This window comes from Kitasatospora sp. NPDC038210, assembly GCF_055600605.1.
The window spans coordinates 66745-86047 of record NZ_JBVJYK010000002.1 but is presented as its reverse complement, the minus strand read 5'-3'; the positions used below and the strand labels follow the sequence as shown (position 1 = coordinate 86047).

14 protein-coding genes and 2 pseudogenes are annotated in these 19303 nt (G+C 73.8%); 13 read left to right on the top strand and 3 right to left on the bottom strand.

Features of this window, described 5'->3' with window-relative positions:
* The first annotated feature begins 52 nt into the window (after nt 1-52).
* Nucleotides 53-1027 (top strand): alpha/beta fold hydrolase, encoded by a 975-nt coding sequence (locus ACZ7KX_RS03935; RefSeq protein ID WP_470325160.1) that lies wholly within the window; start codon nt 53-55, stop codon nt 1025-1027.
* Here ACZ7KX_RS03935 and ACZ7KX_RS03930 read toward each other — a convergent pair.
* Together ACZ7KX_RS03930 and ACZ7KX_RS03925 are read right to left on the bottom strand one after the other, a co-directional pair.
* Nucleotides 1001-1525, bottom strand: a complete 525-nt coding sequence (locus tag ACZ7KX_RS03930) for a hypothetical protein (protein WP_470325159.1) — start codon at nt 1523-1525, stop codon at nt 1001-1003. The two genes, ACZ7KX_RS03935 and ACZ7KX_RS03930, sit on opposite strands and share 27 nt — an antisense overlap.
* Nucleotides 1526-1664: 139 nt before the next feature.
* Nucleotides 1665-3107 carry a glyceraldehyde-3-phosphate dehydrogenase gene (locus ACZ7KX_RS03925; RefSeq protein ID WP_470325158.1) on the bottom strand — a complete coding sequence of 481 codons (1443 nt, stop codon included), beginning with the start codon at nt 3105-3107 and terminating at the stop codon, nt 1665-1667.
* 301 nt (nt 3108-3408) lie between these two features.
* Here ACZ7KX_RS03925 and ACZ7KX_RS03920 point away from each other — a divergent pair, with 301 nt between their 5' ends.
* The 6 genes and pseudogenes from ACZ7KX_RS03920 to ACZ7KX_RS03895 form a co-directional block, all read left to right on the top strand.
* Nucleotides 3409-5589 carry a UvrD-helicase domain-containing protein gene (locus ACZ7KX_RS03920; RefSeq protein WP_470325157.1) on the top strand — a complete coding sequence of 727 codons (2181 nt, stop codon included), beginning with the start codon at nt 3409-3411 and terminating at the stop codon, nt 5587-5589.
* A 157-nt stretch (nt 5590-5746) separates the two neighbouring features.
* Nucleotides 5747-6217 (top strand): GreA/GreB family elongation factor, encoded by a 471-nt coding sequence (locus tag ACZ7KX_RS03915; RefSeq protein ID WP_470325156.1) that lies wholly within the window; start codon nt 5747-5749, stop codon nt 6215-6217.
* 278 nt (nt 6218-6495) lie between these two features.
* Entirely contained in the window at nt 6496-7998 is a 1503-nt protein-coding gene (locus tag ACZ7KX_RS03910) for an MFS transporter (protein ID WP_470325155.1), read from the top strand.
* Nucleotides 7999-8063: 65 nt separating this feature from the next.
* Nucleotides 8064-8918, top strand: coding sequence for a formate dehydrogenase accessory sulfurtransferase FdhD (gene fdhD, locus ACZ7KX_RS03905; RefSeq protein WP_350519206.1), 855 nt, complete (start codon nt 8064-8066; stop codon nt 8916-8918).
* Nucleotides 8919-9833, top strand: a pseudogene (locus ACZ7KX_RS03900) (LysR family transcriptional regulator); the annotation flags it as partial.
* A 237-nt stretch (nt 9834-10070) separates the two neighbouring features.
* A pseudogene (locus ACZ7KX_RS03895) lies at nt 10071-10436 on the top strand (molybdopterin dinucleotide binding domain-containing protein); the annotation flags it as partial.
* 6 nt (nt 10437-10442) lie between these two features.
* On the opposite strand, the gene ACZ7KX_RS03890 reads toward ACZ7KX_RS03895, so the two are convergent.
* Complete coding sequence (locus ACZ7KX_RS03890) at nt 10443-11744, bottom strand: YhgE/Pip domain-containing protein (RefSeq protein WP_470325154.1); 1302 nt, start codon at nt 11742-11744, stop codon at nt 10443-10445.
* Nucleotides 11745-12486: 742 nt separating this feature from the next.
* Between ACZ7KX_RS03890 and ACZ7KX_RS03885 the strand changes: the two genes are divergently transcribed.
* The 6 genes from ACZ7KX_RS03885 (at nt 12487) to ACZ7KX_RS03860 (ending at nt 19302) form a co-directional block, all read left to right on the top strand.
* On the top strand, nt 12487-14178 hold the full coding sequence (locus tag ACZ7KX_RS03885) for an NRAMP family divalent metal transporter (RefSeq protein WP_470325153.1): 1692 nt from the start codon (nt 12487-12489) through the stop codon (nt 14176-14178).
* Nucleotides 14179-14315: 137 nt separating this feature from the next.
* On the top strand, nt 14316-14600 hold the full coding sequence (locus ACZ7KX_RS03880) for a hypothetical protein (protein ID WP_470325152.1): 285 nt from the start codon (nt 14316-14318) through the stop codon (nt 14598-14600).
* 61 nt (nt 14601-14661) lie between these two features.
* Nucleotides 14662-15087, top strand: a complete 426-nt coding sequence (locus ACZ7KX_RS03875) for a winged helix-turn-helix domain-containing protein (RefSeq protein ID WP_470325151.1) — start codon at nt 14662-14664, stop codon at nt 15085-15087.
* A gap of 61 nt (nt 15088-15148) precedes the next feature.
* On the top strand, nt 15149-15721 hold the full coding sequence (locus tag ACZ7KX_RS03870) for a hypothetical protein (protein ID WP_470325150.1): 573 nt from the start codon (nt 15149-15151) through the stop codon (nt 15719-15721).
* Between the two features lie 298 nt (nt 15722-16019).
* On the top strand, nt 16020-17750 hold the full coding sequence (locus tag ACZ7KX_RS03865) for an ABC transporter permease (RefSeq protein WP_470325149.1): 1731 nt from the start codon (nt 16020-16022) through the stop codon (nt 17748-17750).
* Between the two features lie 16 nt (nt 17751-17766).
* On the top strand, nt 17767-19302 hold the full coding sequence (locus tag ACZ7KX_RS03860) for an ABC transporter ATP-binding protein (RefSeq protein WP_470325148.1): 1536 nt from the start codon (nt 17767-17769) through the stop codon (nt 19300-19302).
* Nucleotide 19303: the final 1 nt, after the last annotated feature.

Below are 19303 nucleotides of genomic sequence, written 5' to 3'. Positions count from 1 at the left end.
CCACCCGTCCCCTCCCGGGAACACCACCCGGCACCCGGAACGAGGGACCGAGATGGCCGAGACGACCAGGAAGACCGAGCCGACCGACCGCACCGACCAGACCACCCGCGCCACCCGCGCCACCGGCACCGCACCCCGCCCGTTCCCCGAACTCCCCGGCGTGCGCCACCACTTCGTCGAGGGCGCGGACGGCGTCCGACTGCACCTCGCCGAGGCCGGGCCCGGGGACGGCACGCCCCTCCTGCTCCTGCACGGCTTTCCGCAGCACTGGTACGCCTGGCGGCACCTCCTGCCGCTGCTCGACGGGGAGTTCCGCCTCCTCTGTCCCGACCTCCCCGGCTTCGGCTGGTCGTCGGCCCCGCGCCGGACGGGTTACACGACCGACGACCGCGCCCGTCTCGTCCTCTCCGTGCTCGACCGGCTCGGCCTGGAGCGCGTCGGCCTGGTCGGCCACGACTGGGGTGCCTGGACCGGCTTCGAGCTGGCACTGCGCGCACCCGAGCGGTTCACCGGCCTCCTCGCACTCAACATGACCCACCCGTGGCCGCGGCAGCGCGCGCTGCTCGGGACGGCCTGGCGGTTCTGGTACACCGCGCTGCTGGAGTACCCGGGCATCGGCCGCCGGGTCGTCCGCCACCACCCGGGCCTGCTCGCGCACCTCCTCCGGCGCGGCGTGACCGCCGGAACCCCGTGGAGCGAGGCCGAGTCGGCCGAGTACGTGGCGGCCGGCAGCACGCCCGACGCCGCCTACGCCGCCGAACGGCTGCACTGGGGCTTCGTCGTCCGGGACATCCCGCGCCTGGCCCTCGGCCGGTACCGGCACCGTCGGCTGACCGTTCCCACCCGGCTGCTCGGCGGCGCGCTGGACCCGGTGATCCGCCCCGCGCTGCTCTCCGCCGCCGGCGCTCCCGCGGACGACCTGACGGCCGAAGTCCTCCCCGGCTGCGGGCACTTCCTGCCGCACGAGCGTCCCGAGGAGGTGGCCGGCGCCGTCCGCCGGCTATTCGCCGCCGGAGTCCGCCCGTGACCCGACCCTCCGCTCCAGCCGGTCCAGCAGGACCTCGCCGCGCCGGTCCACCAGCGAGCCGAAGAACCGCTGCACCGGCCCCGCACCGGGCACCCGCAGGGCGGCGAGCAGGGCGAAGCGCGTCCCGTCGCCGTCCGGCACGGCGGCCATCCCGCCGAGCAGCACCTTGCTCTGCATCAGGCACCAGCCGCTGCGCAGCACGATGTCGAAGCGCTCCCGGTGCCCGAGCACGCTCACCGCGAGCCCCACCAGCCGGTCCCCGCCGCCGGGTCCGCCCCCGTCACTTCCGGCCCCTGGACCGGGACCGACCTCGAAGGAGCGCAACCCGCTGACCAGTCCGGGCAGTTCACCGGACAGGTCACCGGCGACCGACCACACGTCGTCGAACCCGGCCGCGAGCCGCCGCTCGGCGAACAGCGGACGCGCGGTCCCGGCCGCCGCCAGCACCCGTAGCCGCCGCACCGGGTCCAACTCGACCGTCGGCCATCCGTCCGTCATCCCCGTCCCTCCCGCCGTCCGGAGCCCACCGGGCCCGGCGCCGACCGCCCGCAGCGCACCGAGCACCGTACCGCCCCGGAAACGCCGGCGGGGCGGTGACCAGCCGGTCACCGCCCCGCCGCACGCACCGTCCGGAGGATCAGACCGCCGGAGCCGGGTAGGTCGGGTACTCGACGCCCGAGATGTACTGCACGACCCGGACGACCTGGCACGAGTAGCCGAACTCGTTGTCGTACCACAGGTACAGGATCGCGTTGTCGCCCTCGACCTTGGTCGCGCCGGCGTCCACGATCGAGGCGTGGCGCGAGCCGATGAAGTCGCTGGAGACCGCGTCGGGCGAGTCGATGAAGTCGATCTGGCGCTTCAGCGGCGAGGTCAGCGAGACGTTGCGCAGGTACTCCAGGACGTCCTCGCGGTTGGTCTCCCGCTTCAGCTGGAGGTTGAGGATCGCGATGGAGACGTCCGGCACCGGCACGCGGATCGAGCTGCCGGTGATCTTCGCCTTGAGGTCCGGCAGGGCCTTGGCGACGGCCGAGGCGGCACCGGTCTCGGTGATCACCATGTTCAGCGGCGCCGAGCGGCCGCGGCGGTCGGCCTTGTGGTAGTTGTCCAGCAGGTTCTGGTCGTTGGTGAACGAGTGGACGGTCTCCACGTGGCCGCGGACCACGCCGTACTCGTCCTCCATCGCCTTCAGCGGCGGGACGATGGCGTTGGTGGTGCAGGAGGCGCAGGAGATGATCTGCTCGTCCGGCTTGATCATGTCGTGGTTGACGCCGTGCACGATGTTCGGGACGTCGCCCTTGCCCGGAGCGGTCAGCACGACCTTGGCGATACCGGGGCGCAGGTGCTTCGACAGGCCCTCGCGGTCACGCCACTTGCCGGTGTTGTCGATCAGGATCGCGTCCTTGATCCCGTACTCCGTGTAGTCGACCTTGGTCGGGTCGTCGGAGTAGATCACCGTGATCTCGTTGCCGTTGACGACGATCTTGTTGTTCGCCTCGTCGACGGTGATGGTGCCCTGGAACTGACCGTGGATGGAGTCACGGCGCAGCAGCGAGGCGCGCTTGACCAGGTCGTCGCCGCCGCCGTTGCGCACGACGATGGCCTTCAGCCGCAGCCCGTTGCCCGAGGCCTTCTCGATCAGCAGTCGCGCGACCAGGCGGCCGATGCGGCCGAACCCGTACAGCACGACGTCCTGGGCGGACCGGCGCTCCAGCTTGTTCTCACCGGTGGCACCCGCAACGGCCTGGGCGGTGAACTCCTCCACCGACAGACCGCGGTCGTCCGCCTTGTACGTGGCGGCGAGCATGCCGATGTCGATCTGCGAGGGGCCGAGGTCCAGGGCGGTCAGCGCGCTCAGGAACGGCATCGTCTCGGTGACCGAGAGCTCCTCGCCCGCTATCTGCCGGGCGAAGCGGTGCGTCTTGAGGATGCTGATCACCGACTTGTTCACCAGGGAACGGCTGTGGCACAGGACGGTGACGTCCCGCTCCCGGTGCAGCCGCCCGATGATCGGGATCATCGACTCCGCGATCTCCTCGCGGTTCTTCCAGTCCGTGAACACGTCGTCGTTGACAGTCACAAGTCCATCTTTCGAGCTGAGGGTGTTGCCCACATGGTAGCTTCGCCCGCCCGCGCCCCCGCGGCCGGTCCCGCCTCCCGCCGGTTCGCCAGAGGCTCCGACCTGCGCTTTCCCCCACCGCCCCGCCCCAGAAGGTGATCACCGCCACCCTCGGGCCCCGCCCGCGCGCACCGCTTGCCGGGCCGCCGGGCCCCGCGGTCGTCCGTACGCGGCCCGGTGATCGTCCGTACGCGGCCCGGTGATCGTCGGGCCAGTACAGTGATCGGACTGCCCGACCGGACAGAGGCACGAGGGGGCCCGCGTGGCGACGCTGGGGATGCACCGCGACTTCCTGATGGAGTTCGCGGGCTTGGAGAAGTCGGTGCAGCGGAGGGTCTACGAGACCTTCGAGAAGTTCACCGGCGCGACGCACGCCGGCACGCACCTGGAGAAGCTCACCAACCAGCGGGACCCGAGGATCCGGACCATCCGGATCACCGACTTCTGGCGCGGCGTGGTCCTCAAGGCCGACCGGGGCGACGGCTACCTGCTGCTGAAGGTCCTCCCCCACGACAAGGCCAACGACTGGGCGTGCAAGCACCGCGCCTCGGTCAACGCCGCCACCCAGGGCGTCGAGATCCGCAACGACGTCGCCCTGGAACGCGCCACCGCCTCCCTGCGGACCCGGGCCTCCGACGAGCCCCGGCGGCTCTTCGCCGACCGCTCCGACAAGGTCCTGCGCAGTCTGGGCATCGACGAGGAGATCCTGCCGATCATCCGGCTGCTGCCCGACGAGACCCACCTGGAGGCGCTCCACCGGGTCCTGCCGGAGCAGCAGTTCGACGTCCTGGTGGGCCTCGCCAGCGGCATGGAGCCGGCCGACGTGGACCGCGAGATCGTCCAGGCGTACGCGCGGGCGGCGGCTCCGGTGAGCACCGCGCAGCCCGGGGACGGGCTGGTCTCGGCGATGGCGCACGCCCGCGGCCGGGTCGCCCTGGTGTCCTGCCCCGAGGAGCTGCTGGAGATCCTGGAGCGCCCGTTCGACGCGTGGCGGATCTTCCTGCACCCGGCCCAGTACCGGATCGCCTACCGGGACTCGTACAACGGGCCCGCCCGGGTCAGCGGCGGCCCGGGGACCGGCAAGACCGTGGTGGCCCTGCACCGGACCTACCACCTGGCGCGCCGGCTGCCGCCGGACGCCCCCGACGGGTCGGTGCTGCTCACCACCTACACCAAGGACCTCGCGGCGGAGCTGGAACGCTGCCTGGCCCTGCTCGTCACGGACGAGCGGATCAGGGCGAAGGTCCGGGTGGTCACCGTCGACGCGCTGGCCAACGAGGTGCTGCGCCGCTCCCGCGGCGGCGCCCCGCTGAAGATCGTCTTCAACCAGCGCGCCGTCCTGGCCCGTTGGGGGCGGGTCGCCCGGCGGCTCGGGGTCGACTTCACCGACGTCTTCCTGGACCAGGAGTGGCGACAGGTCGTCCTGGCCCAGGCGATCGACGGCCCCGAGCAGTACCTGAGGGCCTCGCGGGCCGGCCGGGGCACACCGCTCGGGCCCCTGAAGAAGGCCCGACTGTGGCGCGCCGTGGCCGCGTTCGAGGAGGAGCTGCGGGAGGCCGGGGAGTGGACGTTCCTGCAGGTCTGCGCGCAGGCCGCGCGGGTGCTCGACGAAGGGGGCGACCGCCCCTTCCGGCACCTGGTGGTCGACGAGGCGCAGGACCTGCACCCCGCGCAGTGGCGGTTCCTGCGCGCACTCGTCGCGCCCGGACCGGACGACCTGTTCCTCGCCGGCGACCCGCACCAGCGGATCTACGGCAACGGGAACAAGGTCTCACTCCGCGCCGTCGGGATCCAGGTGGTCGGGCGCTCGGCCCGGCTGCGGGTCAACTACCGCACCACGCAGGAGATCCTCGGCTGGTCCGCCTCCCTGCTCACCGGCGAACGCCCGGACGACATGGACGGCGGGGAGGAGTCCCTGGTGGGCTACCACTCGACCCTGCACGGCGCGCACCCCGAGACGCACGGGCACGTCGACCGGCCGGAGGAGATCCGGGCGCTCGTCGAGCGGATCGGCGAGTGGACCGCCTCCGGCGTGGACCCGGATGACATCGGCGTCGCCGTCCGGACCGTCCAGCTCGGCCGCGACATCGCCCGGGCCCTGGAGCACGCCGGGACGCCCGCCTGCATGCTCGGCAGCGCGCCGGCCCCGGGCGTGCGGATCGGGACCATGCACCGGATGAAGGGACTGGAGTTCCGCTGCGTCGCCGTCGCGGGCGTGAGCGACGGTGTGGTGCCCATGCGCTCCGCGCTCACCCCGGAGGAGACGGACCCGCAGCAGTACCGGGAGGACCTGAACGGCGAACTGAACCTGCTCTTCGTGGCGTGCACGCGCGCCCGGGAGGCCCTCGCGGTCTCCTGGCACGGGACGCCGAGCGAGTTCCTCTCGCCGGTCGTCGCGCAGCTGCCGCCGCAGGGGCGGCGGGACGACGCACTCGCTCGGTGACGTGCCCGCCGGTGACCGGTCGGCGCCGCTCCGCCGTCCCATGACCGGCCGGCACCGCCCCCCCCCGGGGGGGGACAAAGTTGCCCGGGGCCCGGCGGGGTGGGCTAATGGGAGGCGTCCGGTGTTTGAGCATTTCGCGAGAGACCCGGGAGCAGGCATGACCGGTGGTCCCGAACCCATCAGCGCCGAGGGCCTGCGTGCGGCGCAGGAGGAATTGGCGCAACTGCGGGCGGATCGGGGGGAGGTGGCCGCGACGCTGCGCGGGGTGGAGCCGGTCGGGGACCGGGCGGACGCCGCGGACGAACTGCAGCGGGCGTCGGAGGTGACGCGGCTGGACCGGCGGATCGCCGAGCTGGAGGGGCGGCTGCGGGAGGCGGCCGTCGCCGGGGCGCCGTCGACGGAGGTGGTGGGGGTGGGGTCCACCGTGACCGTGCGGTTCGGGGACGGGGCGGAGGAGACCGTCGAAGTCTCGGAGATCGCCGAGGAACGGGAGCAGACCCTGGTGACCTTCGACAGCCCGCTCGGGAAGGCGCTGCTCGGATGTCGTGCCGGGGAGACGGTGCACTACGAGACGCCGGGCGGCGCGGCCAGCGCGGTCGTGCTGTCGGTGGGGCGCGGCGCGGACTGAGCCGGGACCGCGGCGTCGCCGCCGTCCCCGGAAATCCCGCGCCGGAATGCCGGGGCCCGTTCCGGATCGCCCGGCCGCCGACATCCGTGAATCCGCACGGAATTCCGCGACCTTCCTCGACGTTCCTCGACTTTCCTCGAAAATCCTCGACAAGCCTTGATAAATTCCGCCTATCACGCCACAGGAATCACCTCTTTGACGCCCGACGGCCTCGGCCGACACAGTGGGATCGAGAAATCCAGGAAGCCCCGAAAAGGCGAAAAGGCGAACGGCGGAACATGAGGACCATCGACGATCCGGTCGACGAACTCCCCGCCGGTCCGTCCGGACGGATGCCCGCCCGTGGTGTCCCGACGGCGCCCGCCCGCTGGGTCCCGGCGGCGGCCGCCGTGGCCGTCGCCGCCTGGGGCGCGAACCAGTTCACCGCCCTGGCCACCGTGTACCGGGAGCGCACCGACTGGTCGGCGCTGTCACTGGCCGCGATGTTCTCGGTCTACCTGGTCGGGCTGGTCCCCGGCCTGCTGCTGGGCCGTGCCGCCGCCGACCGGCACGGCCGTCGTCGGGTGGTGCGCGGCGCACTGGTGCTGTCCGCCGCGGCGAGCACCGTCCTGGCCGCGGCGGACGAACCGGCCGTGTACGCCGCCCGGGCGGCCACCGGCTTCGCCGCCGGGCTGGTCTTCGTCGCCGGGACGGCCTGGCTCCGGGATCTCTCCGGGCCGTCCGTCCCCCCGGTCGTCCCGGCCCGCCGTGCGATGTACGCCACCGGGGCCGGGTTCTCGGCGGGCGCACTGGTCTCCGGGGTGCTCGCCGAGTGGCTGCCCGGCCCGATGGTGCTGCCCGCGCTCGCCCACGCCCTGGGCTGCCTGCTGGTGCTGCGCGCGACCCGGCGGCTGCCGGAGACCGCGCCGGGCCGCCACCCGGGGCCGCCGGCGGGGGCCGCCGCCGGACACGGCGACCCCGGCGACCACGGCGACTACGGCAACCTCGGCGATCCCCGGGGCCTCGGCGGTCTCGGCGGTCTCGGCGCCCCCGGCGACGAGCACCGCAGGGCCGTCCGGCACCCCCGCTTCCGCTACGTCGTCCTCCCCGCCAGCCCGGCCGTGCTCGGCTCCGCCACCGTGGCGTACGTCGTGCTGCCCCCGCTGGTCGCCGACCGCGTCCCCGGTTACGCGCCGCTGTTCGGCGGCCTGGTGGCGGCACTGACGCTCGCCGCGGGCGTCCTCGCCCAGCCCCTCGCGGCCCGGCTGGACGACCGCGGCAGTGCACGGGCCACCCTCACCGCGATGGCCACCGTCATCGCCGGGCTGCTGATCGGCGCCCTCGCCGCCGGGCGCGACTCGGTGGGGCTGGTCGTCGCGGCCGCCGTCGTCCTGGGCACCGGGTACGGGCTGACGCTCGGTGCGGGGCTGCACGAGGTGGAGCGGCTGACGCCGTGGACCGCCGAGCGGCCCGACCGCACCGGGCGGCCGGAGCCCGCCGTCCCTGCCGGCCCGTCCGCCGCTCCGAGCGCCGCCTCGCTCTACCAGAGCACCACGTCCAGCGGCTTCCTCACCCCGCTGCTGCTCGCCGGGACGGCCGGCCACGCCTCCTACCCGGCCCTGCTGACCGGCATGGCCGCGGTGGGCCTGCTCTGCCTGGCCGTGACGGCCGCGCACAGCCGCCGTCACCTGCCCGATTCGGACCGCGCTGCGCACCCCGGCCGCCGGAGGAGCGAGGATTCATCCGTAGCGTCCGCCACGACGGCGTCCACGACCCGGCCCACGACGTGCCCCATGAGATGACACGCCCGGTCCGCGACACCGTCCACGGCGCAGCCCGCACCGACCGATCCGAGGAGCCGACGACCATGGGCCGAGTGACCGTACAGCGCAGGGTGCTGCGCCTGCGCCAGGGCACGCCCACGCACCGCCCCGACACCCTGGCCGCCGAGGAGCCGATGGAGATCCGGGTCGGCGGGCGCCCGCTGACGGTGACCATGCGCACCCCGGGCAGCGACTTCGACCTGGCGGCCGGCTTCCTGGTCAGCGAGGGTGTGCTACACGCCGCCCACCAGGTGGCCGGGATCCGCTACTGCGCCGGCGCCACGGCGGACGGCGGCAACACCTACAACGTCGTGGACGTCGTCCTCGCCCCCGGCGTGCCCGCCCCCGACGCCTCGCTGGAGCGCAACTTCTACACCACGTCCTCCTGCGGGCTGTGCGGCAAGGCCAGCCTGGACGCGGTGCGCACCACCGCGCCCTGGAGCGTCGCCGAGGACGGGCTGCGCGTCACCCCCGCGCTGCTCTCCGCCCTGCCCGACCGGCTGCGCGCCGCCCAGAAGGTCTTCGACAGCACCGGCGGCCTGCACGCGGCCGGCCTGTTCGACGCCGACGGGCGGCTGCTGTGCCTGCGCGAGGACGTCGGCCGACACAACGCCGTGGACAAGGTGGTCGGCCACGCCCTGCGCGAGGGCCTGCTGCCGGCCCGCGGCACGGTGCTGATGGTCAGCGGCCGGGCCTCCTTCGAGCTGGTCCAGAAGGCCGTGATGGCGGGCATCCCGATGCTGGCGGCGGTCTCCGCACCCTCCTCGCTGGCCGTGGACCTCGCCGAGGAGACCGGCCTGACCCTGGTCGGCTTCCTGCGCGGCGACTCGATGAACGTCTACACCCGCACCGACCGGATGGACACGGGCCCGGACGGCTCCGCCCGGGAGGCCGACTAGATGCTCTTCCGCCAGCTCGAATACCTCGTCGCCCTCGCCCGGGAGCGCCACTTCGCCCGCGCCGCCCAGGCCTGCCACGTCTCCCAGCCCGCGCTCTCCGAGGCCGTCCGCAAGCTGGAGGACGAGCTGAAGGTGCTGCTGGTCCGGCGCGGCCGGGCCTACGAGGGGCTGACCCCCGAGGGCGAGCGGATCGTGCTCTGGGCGCAGCGGATCCTGGCCGACCGGGACGCCCTGCGGGACGAGGTGGACGCGCTGCGCACCGGGCTGAGCGGACGGCTGCGGATCGGCTCGGTGCCGACCGCCTCGGGCGCCGTCTCCCTGCTCACCGCACCGTTCTGCGCCGCCCATCCGCTGGCCGCCGTGCAGCTGTCGACCGACCTGCGCGCGGAGGAACTCCTGCGCCAGGTCCGGAACTTCGAGATCGACGCGGGCATCACCTACCTGCCCGGGCCGGACGCGGCCGAGCTGCGCGCGCTCCCGCTGTACGAGGAGCGGTACGTCCTGCTGACCGGTCCGGCCGACGAGCTGGCCCGCCACCCGAGGGCGACCTGGGCGGAGGCCGCCGGGCTGCCGCTGTGCCTGTTGCACACGGGCATGCACGGCCGGCGGGTGCTGGACGAGGTGTTCGCGGCGCTCGGGCTGGCGCCGACCCCGCGGGTCGAGACGGACTCGGTGGCCTCGCTCTTCGCGCACGTGCGGACCGGCCAGTGGGCGAGCATCGTGCCGTACGCCTGGCTGCACGTGTTCGGCGTGCCGCACGGCATGCGGGCCGTCCCGCTGGTGGAGCCGGTGCACAGCGCGCCGATCGGCCTGGTGATCGCCGCCCGGGAGCCCGGTTCGGTGATGGCCCGCGCGCTGCTGGAGGTCGCCCGGCGCACCGGGATCGCCGCCGTCCTCGGCAGCCTGCCGGCGGCCTGGCCCCCGCCCGGCGGCGCGGGCGGTGGCCCGGGCGGTGGCCCGGGTGGTGGCCCGGGTGGTGGCCCGGGTGGTGACACGGACGGCAGCGCGGGCGGTGACACGGGCCGTGACCCGGATGGTGGCAGGGGCGGCAGCGCGGGCGGCCCCGGTCCTGCTCCGCTCGCCGGTCCCGACCACCCGGCGTAGCCTCGACCCGAGCGGCGGGTGTCCGCCGGGCTCCGAGCCGGCCCCCGAGTGCCCGAGCCCGGCACGCTGGCGCTCGGCACGATGCGCTCGCACGACCAGTGGAACACCACCATCTGCTCGGACGACGACCGCTACCGGGGCGTCAGGAACCTGCGCGCCCTGGTCTTCCTCGACAAGGACGACATGCGCGAGCGCGGCATCGCCGAGTTCGACCGGGTGGACGTCACCAGCACCGCCCGGGACGGCAGCACCCGTTCGGTGACCGGCTACCCGGCCGTCCCGTACGACATCCCGCGCGGCTGCGCGGCCGGGTAAATGCCGGAGATGAACGTGCTCTGCGCGCTCGGCGACCACAGCACCCAGAGCGACCAGCCGATCATGAAGCACCTCAGGGTGACGGTCACGAAGTCCTGAGCGCACTCAGTCGGTCGGCTGGGGCGTCCAGCGGTGCAGGCCCTTGCGGTCGTAGTAGCGCGTCATCCCGAAGCCGAACAGCAGGGCCAGGGCCACGCCGATCGCGATCATGACCCAGCCGCGGGTCAGGCCCGCGTCGCCCCGGGCGTCGAAGAACAGGATCGCCCGGATGCCGTCGCTCAGCTGGCGCATCGGCTCGAAGACGCCCAGGAAGCGGTAGAAGCCCGGCACCGCCTGCAGCGGGACGGTCGCGCCGGAGGAGGGCAGGGCCAGCGCGATGAAGACGAACATCGACACCAGCTGCCCGATCCCGCCGAACGCGGCGTTGATCGCCTGCACCCCGAGGCCGACGGCGAGGCTGGCGCAGTAGGCGAAGAGCCAGAGCATCGGCTGGTGCGGGGCGTCCATGCCGAGGATGCCGACCGTGCAGAGCAGCACCAGCGACGTGGTGATCAGCATGATCCCGGCCGTCATGACCATCTTGAGCAGCAGCGTCTGGGTGCGGTCGATCGGGACGGTCGGGCGGCGGGTGTGCCAGGGGCCGATCTCGCTGTCGCTGTAGCCGAGCGCGCCGTCGACCCCGCTGTGGATGATGTTGCCGCCGATGAACCCGGTCAGGACGGCCAGCAGGGTGTAGTAGAAGGCGCTCAGGCCGAGTCCGCTGTGGCCGCCGATCGGGTGGCCGACCTGGGTGGCGACGGCGATCGGGTCGGCGAGCAGCAGGCGCGCGGTGGAACCGGTGTCCGGGCCCGGTGTGGGTGCGGGCGGGACGGCGGCGAGCAGGTCCCGGCCGGCCGCCTGGGAGGCCTGGTGGACGGCGTTCTGGGAGATCTGCGCGGCGATCGAGGAGCCGAGGCTGCCCATGCCGGGGTTGGTCAGCACGGTCACCGTCGGTCGCTTGGTGGCGCCGCCGGTGACCAGCGCGGTGACGCTGGCGGTGAAGTCCTCGGGGATGACCAGCGCGCCGTAGACCTTGCCCGAGGCGAGCTGCTCGCGCATCGCGGCCTCGTCCACCTGCCGCCACTCGACGGTGCTGTCGGGCGTGCCGGCGACGATCGCCGCGGCCATCCGGGTCCCGAGGTTCTGCGGCTGTCCGGGCGGCGGCGCGCCCCGGTCCGCGTTCACCAGGGCGATGGGCAGGCTGTGCAGGTGCCCGGTCGGGTTCACGATGCCGCCCATGTAGAGCAGCGAGAGGACGACGGCCAGCAGGCCGCACAGGACGGTGGGGAAGAGCCACAGCTTCGGGTGCCGGGCGAGTGCCAGCGCCCGGGCCTGCCGGGGGCCCTCCTCGGAGCCTGCGGTCGCCATGCCTGCCACCCCTCGGTTCCGGGCACGACCTGGTGCCGCTGCGGGTACGGCGGGAAGTCGTTCCGTGGCGACCGGACGGCCAAACCCGGGGCCACCCGGGTGGGCGCACCCGGGTGACCCCGGGGCCGAAGGTAAAGGTTCAACCAAGTACGCAAGTATCGGCCTCTGCCGGGGCTAAGCTCTGACGAGTTGGGGTGAGCCGGTGGTCGCGTCGCGCGGACCGGTGAACTCCTTGCCGCGTCGATGACTCGCACCACGGGGTGCGCCGGCCGGGAGGAGGCGAGAGACATGGAATGCAGTAGTCCGGGCCACAGTTGCCCCTGCCCCCGCTTGCCCTCGTACACCTCCGGCACGCGGTAACGACCTTCCCTGCTCGTCGCTCCGACGACGCATCGACCCAGCACGCGGCTTCGCCATGCCCGGATGCGCCATGAGGTGCACTCATGGGACGGCTTCATGAGACCGCCTCATGGCCCGGCCCATGAGGCGCGCTCATGGCCGCGGCCCATGAGACCTGCTCATGGGTTCGCCCATGAGGTGCGCCCATGGGCGAACTCATGAGCCTGCCTCATGAGGCTGCTCCACGAGCCCGCTCATGAGCCTCCCTCATGGGCCTGCCTGCCCATGAGGGAGGCTCATGGGCCCGCGCCGCCGCGCGCCGATGTGCCGCGCCCGCCTGCAGGGAATCACCACCGCGCGCCTCCGGCCCGCCCCGCCCACGCGGGGCCCACAGGAGGAACTCATGACCACGACCACCCGCACCACAACCGGCCCCGCCACGACCGGTCCCGCCACCCACGACTCCGGCGCCACGGTGCCCGCGCCGCGTCCGGCCGTCCTGGACGACGCCCACGTCGGCGACATCAAGGGTGCGTTCGGCACCGTCCGCCTCGATGACACCGCCCCCCGCCAGGGGCTCTCGGCCCGGCTGAAGACCCTGCTCGCGATCGTCGGCCCCGGGCTGATCGTGATGGTCGGCGACAACGACGCCGGCGCGTTCTCGACGTACGGCCAGGCGGGGCAGAACTACGGCACCCAGCTGCTGTGGACGCTGCTGATGCTGGTCCCGGTGCTGTACGTGAACCAGGAGATGGTGCTGCGCCTGGGCGCCGTCACCGGCGTCGGGCACGCCCGGCTGATCCTGGAACGCTTCGGGAGGTTCTGGGGCGCGTTCAGCGTGATCGACCTGTTCCTGCTGAACGCGATGACGCTGGTGACGGAGTTCATCGGTGTCACCCTCGCCGCCGGCTACCTGGGCCTGCCGAAGGCGGCCGCGGTGGTGCCGGCCGCGGCGGTCATCATCGCGTCCGCGTTCACCGGGTCGTTCCGGCGCTTCGAGCGGGTCGCGGTGACACTGTGCGTGGGCTCGTTGCTGCTGGTGCCGATCTACTTCCTGGTCCACCCGAGGACCTCGCAGATGGCGCACGACTTCGTGACGCCCGCCGTACCCGGCGGCGCGGGGCAGTTGGCCGCCGTGATGCTGGTGATCATCTCGATCGTCGGCACCACCGTCGCCCCCTGGCAGCTGTTCTTCCAGCAGTCGTACGTCATCGACAAGCGGATCACCCCGCGCTTCATGAGGTACGAGAAGGCCGACCTGTGGATCGGCATCGTGATCGTGATCGTCGGCGCGGCCGCCATCTTGGGCATCACCGCCGCCACCTTCACCGGCACCGACGGCTTCGGGCAGTTCTCCGACGCGGCCGCCGTCGCCAGGGGCATCGAGGCGAAGGCCGGCCACCTCGCCGGCGTGCTGTTCGCGATCGCGCTGCTGGACGCCTCCGTCATCGGCGCGTTCGCCGTCTCCCTGTCCACCGCGTACGCGATCGGCGACGTGTTCGGCATCAAGCACTCGCTGCACCGCGGGGTGAAGGGCGCCAAGGGCTTCTACGGGATCTACGCGGGGCTGGTGGTCACGGCGGCCGCGATCACCCTGCTGTCCACCGACTACACCCAGGGCCTGATGACGCAGTTCGTGCAGGTGCTGGCCGGGGTGCTGCTGCCCTCCGCGACCGTCTTCCTGCTCCTGCTCTGCAACGACCGCGCGGTGCTCGGGCCGTGGGTCAACGGGCCCAGGACCAACGCCTTCACCTCGGCCGTGGTCGGCGTCCTGGTGACGCTCTCGATGGTCCTCACCGCGGCCGTCGTCTGGCCCGGCATCAGCTCCGGGGCGATCCTGTGGATCATGACGGGCTGCGGCGTCGCGGGCGTCCTGGTCGCCGGGTACTCCTTCACCGCCGGTCGCACCGCCACCAAGGAGGACCCCGTCGACCGCACCGACCGGGAGAACTGGCGGATGCCCCCGCTGGAGACCCTCGACAAGCCGGTCACGTCCACCGCCCGCAAGGTCGGCATGGGCGCCCTGCGCACCTACCTGCTGGTGGCGATGACGATGGTCATCGTCAAGATCGTCCAGACCGGGCTGAGCCACTGAGCCGCCGGTCCGGGCCGCGGGGCGCGCCCATGCACACTCGCGCGCCCTGCCCCCGCCCCGCCCGTACCCGCTTGCCCGTGTTCCTGTCCTCTGCCCCCTGCCCCCTGCGCCCTGCCCCGTCACGGAGGTGACCTGCCATGACCATCCTCGCCGTTCTCCGGCCCACCCGGCCCACCCGTCCGTCCACCGACCGGGGTCGCCGACGCGCCGGGCTCACCGCCCTCGGAGCCCTCGCCGCACTCACCGCCGTCCGCCGACGGCTGGCAACGAGCCCGCTGGACAGCACCGTCCTGCACGCCGTCGGGGCGCCGTCCACCGCTCCGACGAGCGGCCGCACGGGCGGGCTGCGGGCCCGCTGGCGGACCACCACCGCCCCGGACGGAACCACCCGGCTGGAAGCCACCTGGCACCCCGGCCGCTGACCGCCCACGCCACCCCGCCCCGGCCCCAACCCGACCCCAACCCACCGAGGGAGCATTCACCATGGCCGTGCGCCACCCCAGGCTCGACGCCGTCTTCTCCGATCACCCCGCCCCGGTCACCATCCTCGTCCCCGCCTCCGTCCCCGCCTCCGTCCCCGCCCCCGCCTCCGCCTCCGTCGCCCCCGCCGCCACCGGCCTGGTGGTGGACACCGAGCAGCGGACCGTCACCGTCGACGGCAACCGGCTCACACTGCCTCACCTGGAGTTCGAACTGCTCGCCCACCTGGTCGGCAATCCCCGGCGGGTGCACTCCCGCAGCCAGCTGATGGAGACGGTCTGGGGCCGCCCGGACACCGGCACCAGCCGGACCGTCGCCACCCACATCGCCCGGATCCGCCGCAAGCTCGGCCCCGGGCACCGGCAGGCGATCGCCACCGTCCGCGAGATCGGCTACACGTACGACCCCCGGCGGGCCCACGTCGGCTGAAAACGGCCGGCTCGCCGGCCCGCCCGCCCGCTCCCGGCACCACCGAAGGAGGACCCCCGCCATGGCCCGAACCGTTCAGCTCGCCCGGATCGTCCCGCTCCCCCGGAGCGCCCACTCCTCCCGGTCCGGCCGGGCGACCGCGCTGGGCGGGGTCCTCCTCCTGCTCTCCCTCCAGGGCCTCGCCGTCGGCCTCGCGCCCGGCCCGCTGCGGCTGTTCCTGTCCGGGGCGCTCATCGGTTCCTCGGTCGCCGGGCTGCTGCTCGCCCTGCTGCTGGCCACCAGCCGGCAGCGGGCGGGCGCGACCCGAACGGCGACCGACCCGACCACCCTGACCGACCCGGCCGACCCGAGGCACCCGCGGGGCGCGGGGCCCGAACGGGCCACGCGGCGCCCGCCGGGCGAGGACGACACGCAGTGGTTCAACGCCCGCTCCCTGGAGGGCTTCCCGATGGAGCAGGTCCGCCCGCTCCTGCTCGCCCCCGGCGCCCCGGGCCTGAACCGGCTCTACACCGCCTGGATGTTCGCCACCCACGGCCACGACCCGCAGTGGATCGCCCACCACCTGCACCTGCCGGCCCGGACCGCCCGGCTGCTGGTCAGCGCGGCCCGGAACCGCCCCTCACCCCGGACGTAGGGGTCCATTTGCACACGGACGTCCGAACGGAGCAGACTGCCGGGGTTGCGCCGGAGGTACCGCCATGCCCTTGTCGAAGCCCGCCCCGGGCACGCCCCCGGGCCGACCCCTCGGCACGCCCCCGGGCTCACCCCCCGGCACGCCCTCGCGACCGGGCCCGTTCCCGGACACGCCCACGGCCCCGAACGCGGCGCCCACGGCCCCGCCCACGCCCCCGCCCCCGGCCCGGTCCCGGATCCTGCCCCGCCGTCCGCGCTCCGCCTCCCGCGCGGCCCGCCGCCTCGGCCGGGGGCTGTGGGTGGACGTGGTGGTCGCGGCCGCCGTCCTGGTCCTGCTCTACCTCGGGCTGAGGCTCGGCCGGGACACCACCGTCCGGTTCGCCACCGCCCGGGACGCCGTCGTCGACACCGACCCCGCCCGGCTGCCGTACGACGCGGCCCGCACCCTGCTGCGGATGTTCGCCGCGCTCGCCGTCTCGATCGTCTTCACCTTCGGCTACGCCTACGCCGCCGCCCGCAGCCGACGTCTGGAACGCGTGCTGATCCCGGCGCTGGACATCCTCCAGTCGGTCCCGGTGCTCGCCTTCCTGACCGTCGCGGTGACCGGCTTCCTCGCCCTCTTCCCCGGCTCGGTGCTGGGCCTCGAATGCGCGGCCGTGTTCGCCATCTTCACGTCGCAGGCGTGGAACATGACCTTCGCCTTCTACCACTCCCTCGTCTCCCTTCCCCGCGAACTCGACGAGCTGTCACGCTCGTTCGGGTTCAGCCGGTGGATGCGGTTCTGGAAGGTCGAGCTGCCCTCCGGCATGATCGGCCTGGTCTGGAACGGCATGCTGAGCTTCGGCGGCGGCTGGTTCTTCCTGGTCGCCGCCGAGGCGATCAGCGTCGACAACCAGCGGTACGCGCTGCCCGGGGTCGGCTCGTACGCGGGCGCGGCCGTCGCCGCCGGGGACCTCGGCCGGGTCGGCTGGGCGATCGCCACCATGGTCGTCCTGGTGGTCGGCGTGAACTTCCTCTTCTGGCGGCCGCTCACCGCCTGGGCCGAACGCTTCCGCAACGAGCAGTCCGAGGCCACCGAGGCCCAGCGCTCCGTGGTCCTCGACCTGCTGCGCCGCTCGCACCTGCCCGCGCTGCTCGGCCGGGCGCTGCGGCCCGTCGGACGGGCGCTGAACCGGGCTGGCCGGCTGTTCGGCACCGACGGCCACCCGTCAGCCGGCCACGCCACACACCCCGGCCACGCCACACACTCCGCACACCCCGCCCACCCCGGCCACCACCCCCGCCGACAGCGGACCGGCGACGTGGTCTTCGCCCTCGTCGCGGGTGGCATCGTGCTCTGGGGCCTGGTCGACCTCGGCCGCTACCTCGCCGACCGCACCGGCCTCGGCGTGTTCGGCGAACCGCTGCTGCTCGGCCTGGCCACCCTCGCCCGGGTCGTCGTCCTGGTCGCGGTGGCCACCGTCGTCTGGGTGCCGATCGGCGTGAAGATCGGCTTCTCGCCCCGGCTGACCAGGATCGCCCAGCCCTTGGTCCAAGTGCTGGCGAGCTTCCCCGCCAACTTCCTCTTCCCGCTGGCGGTGTGGCTGCTGCTGCGCACCGGGGTGTCGATCGACCTCGGCGGCATCCTGCTGATGGCCCTCGGCGCCCAGTGGTACGTCCTCTTCAACGCCATCGCCGGAGCCATGGCCATCCCCACCGACCTGCGCGAGGCCATGGACGACCTCGGCGTGCGCGGTTGGCAGCGCTGGCGGCGGCTGATCATCCCCGGCGTCTTCCCGGCGTACGTCACCGGTGGCATCACCGCCTCGGGCGGTGCCTGGAACGCCTCCATCGTCTCCGAGGTGGTCACCTTCGGCGGCACCACGCTCACCGCCACCGGCCTCGGCGCGTACGTCGCCCGGGCCACCGAGCGCGGCGACCACCCGCACCTGCTCGCCGGCGTGGCCGTGATGAGCCTGTACGTCGTCGCCCTCAACCGCCTGTTCTGGCGCCGGCTGTACCGGCTGGCCGAACGCCACTACTCGCTCTAGTCCGGAGTCCCCGCCGATGCGCTTCCCCTTCTCCCGTGCCGCCGCGCCCACGGCTCCCCCGGCCGTTCCCGCCCCGTCCCTTCCCGCCCCGTCCCTTCCCGCCCCGTCCCTTCCCGCCGCGGCCGTCCCCGTCCCGTCCCTTCCCGCCGCGGCCGCCGAGGAGGACGAGGTCCTGCTGGAGACCGTCGGCCTGACCAAGTCCTACGCCGGGGCCGACGGCGAACTGCCGGTGCTCTCCGGCATCGACCTCACCGTCCGGGCGGGCGAGATCGTCGCGCTGCTCGGCCGCTCCGGCTCCGGCAAGTCCACCCTGCTGCGCTGCCTGGCCGGCCTCCTGCCGCCCAGCTCCGGCACCGTGCGCTACCGCGGCACCCCGCTCAGCGGCGCCAACCCCGGCACCGCGCTGGTCTTCCAGACCTTCGCCCTCCTGCCCTGGCTGACCGTCCGGCAGAACGTCGAGCTCGGCCTGGAGGCCCGCGGGGTGGCGCCCCGCGAGCGCGCCCGGGCCGCCGCCCAGGCCATCGACCTGATCGGCCTGACCGGCTTCGAGTCCGCGCACCCCCGGGAGCTGTCCGGCGGCATGCGCCAACGGGTGGGCTTCGCCCGGGCCCTGGTCGTCGAGCCCGACGTGCTGCTGATGGACGAGCCGTTCTCCGCGCTCGACGTGCTCACCGCCGAGCACCTGCGCGGCGAGCTGCTGGAACTGTGGGACTCCGGCCAGTTCCCCACCCGGGCCGTCGTGCTGGTCACCCACAACATCGAGGAGGCGGTGCTGATGGCCGACCGCATCGTCGTCCTCGGCTCCCGCCCGTACGGCACCATCCGGGAGACCGTCGAGGTCGGCCCGGAACGGCCGCGCGACCGCGACTACGCCGCCTTCGCAGAACTGGTCGACCGGGTCTACCGGATCATGACCGGCCGCCCCAAGGACCCCCGCCCCGGCGGCCGTTCCGACGACCACGGGACGGACAGCCGTACGGCGGACCACGGCACCGACCGCCGCACGGCGCACGACGGGACGGACCACCGCACGACGGACGACGGCCCGGAACGCCGTACGGTCGCCAACACCCCGCTGCCCGCCAGCGGCGTCGACGGGCTCTCCGGCCTCGCCGCGATGATCGCCCACCGCGGCGGGCGCTGCGACCTCGTCGACCTCGCCGACGAACTCGGCCTCGACATCGACGACCTGCTCCCCCAGGTGGACGCCCTCGACCTGCTCGGGCTGGCCGCGATCCACGGCGACGACCTGGTGCTCACCCCGGACGGCGCCGCGTTCGCCGACGCCGACCCCCGGGACGCCCGCGCCGTCTTCGCCGCCGCCGCCCTCGACGTCCCGCTGATCAAGCTGATCGTCAACAGTCTCGGCGACCGGCCGGGGGCCACCGTCCGCACCGGTTTCCTCCGCGACGTACTCGCCCGCCACCACACCCGCGAGCAGACCGACCGGCAACTGGAGACCGCCACCGACTGGGGGCGCTACGCCGGCCTCTTCGCCTACGACGCCGGGCGGCAGGAGTACCGGCTGGAACCGCCCGCTCCGGCCCGCTGAG

Coding starts and splice junctions, on each gene's coding strand:
- ACZ7KX_RS03935 (WP_470325160.1), top strand. CDS start 53: ATGGCCGAGACGACCAGGAAGACCGAGCCGACCGACCGCACCGACCAG.
- ACZ7KX_RS03930 (WP_470325159.1), bottom strand. CDS start 1,525: ATGACGGACGGATGGCCGACGGTCGAGTTGGACCCGGTGCGGCGGCTA.
- ACZ7KX_RS03915 (WP_470325156.1), top strand. CDS start 5,747: ATGACCGGTGGTCCCGAACCCATCAGCGCCGAGGGCCTGCGTGCGGCG.
- ACZ7KX_RS03910 (WP_470325155.1), top strand. CDS start 6,496: ATGAGGACCATCGACGATCCGGTCGACGAACTCCCCGCCGGTCCGTCC.
- fdhD (WP_350519206.1), top strand. CDS start 8,064: ATGGGCCGAGTGACCGTACAGCGCAGGGTGCTGCGCCTGCGCCAGGGC.
- ACZ7KX_RS03890 (WP_470325154.1), bottom strand. CDS start 11,744: ATGGCGACCGCAGGCTCCGAGGAGGGCCCCCGGCAGGCCCGGGCGCTG.
- ACZ7KX_RS03885 (WP_470325153.1), top strand. CDS start 12,487: ATGACCACGACCACCCGCACCACAACCGGCCCCGCCACGACCGGTCCC.
- ACZ7KX_RS03880 (WP_470325152.1), top strand. CDS start 14,316: ATGACCATCCTCGCCGTTCTCCGGCCCACCCGGCCCACCCGTCCGTCC.
- ACZ7KX_RS03875 (WP_470325151.1), top strand. CDS start 14,662: ATGGCCGTGCGCCACCCCAGGCTCGACGCCGTCTTCTCCGATCACCCC.
- ACZ7KX_RS03870 (WP_470325150.1), top strand. CDS start 15,149: ATGGCCCGAACCGTTCAGCTCGCCCGGATCGTCCCGCTCCCCCGGAGC.
- ACZ7KX_RS03860 (WP_470325148.1), top strand. CDS start 17,767: ATGCGCTTCCCCTTCTCCCGTGCCGCCGCGCCCACGGCTCCCCCGGCC.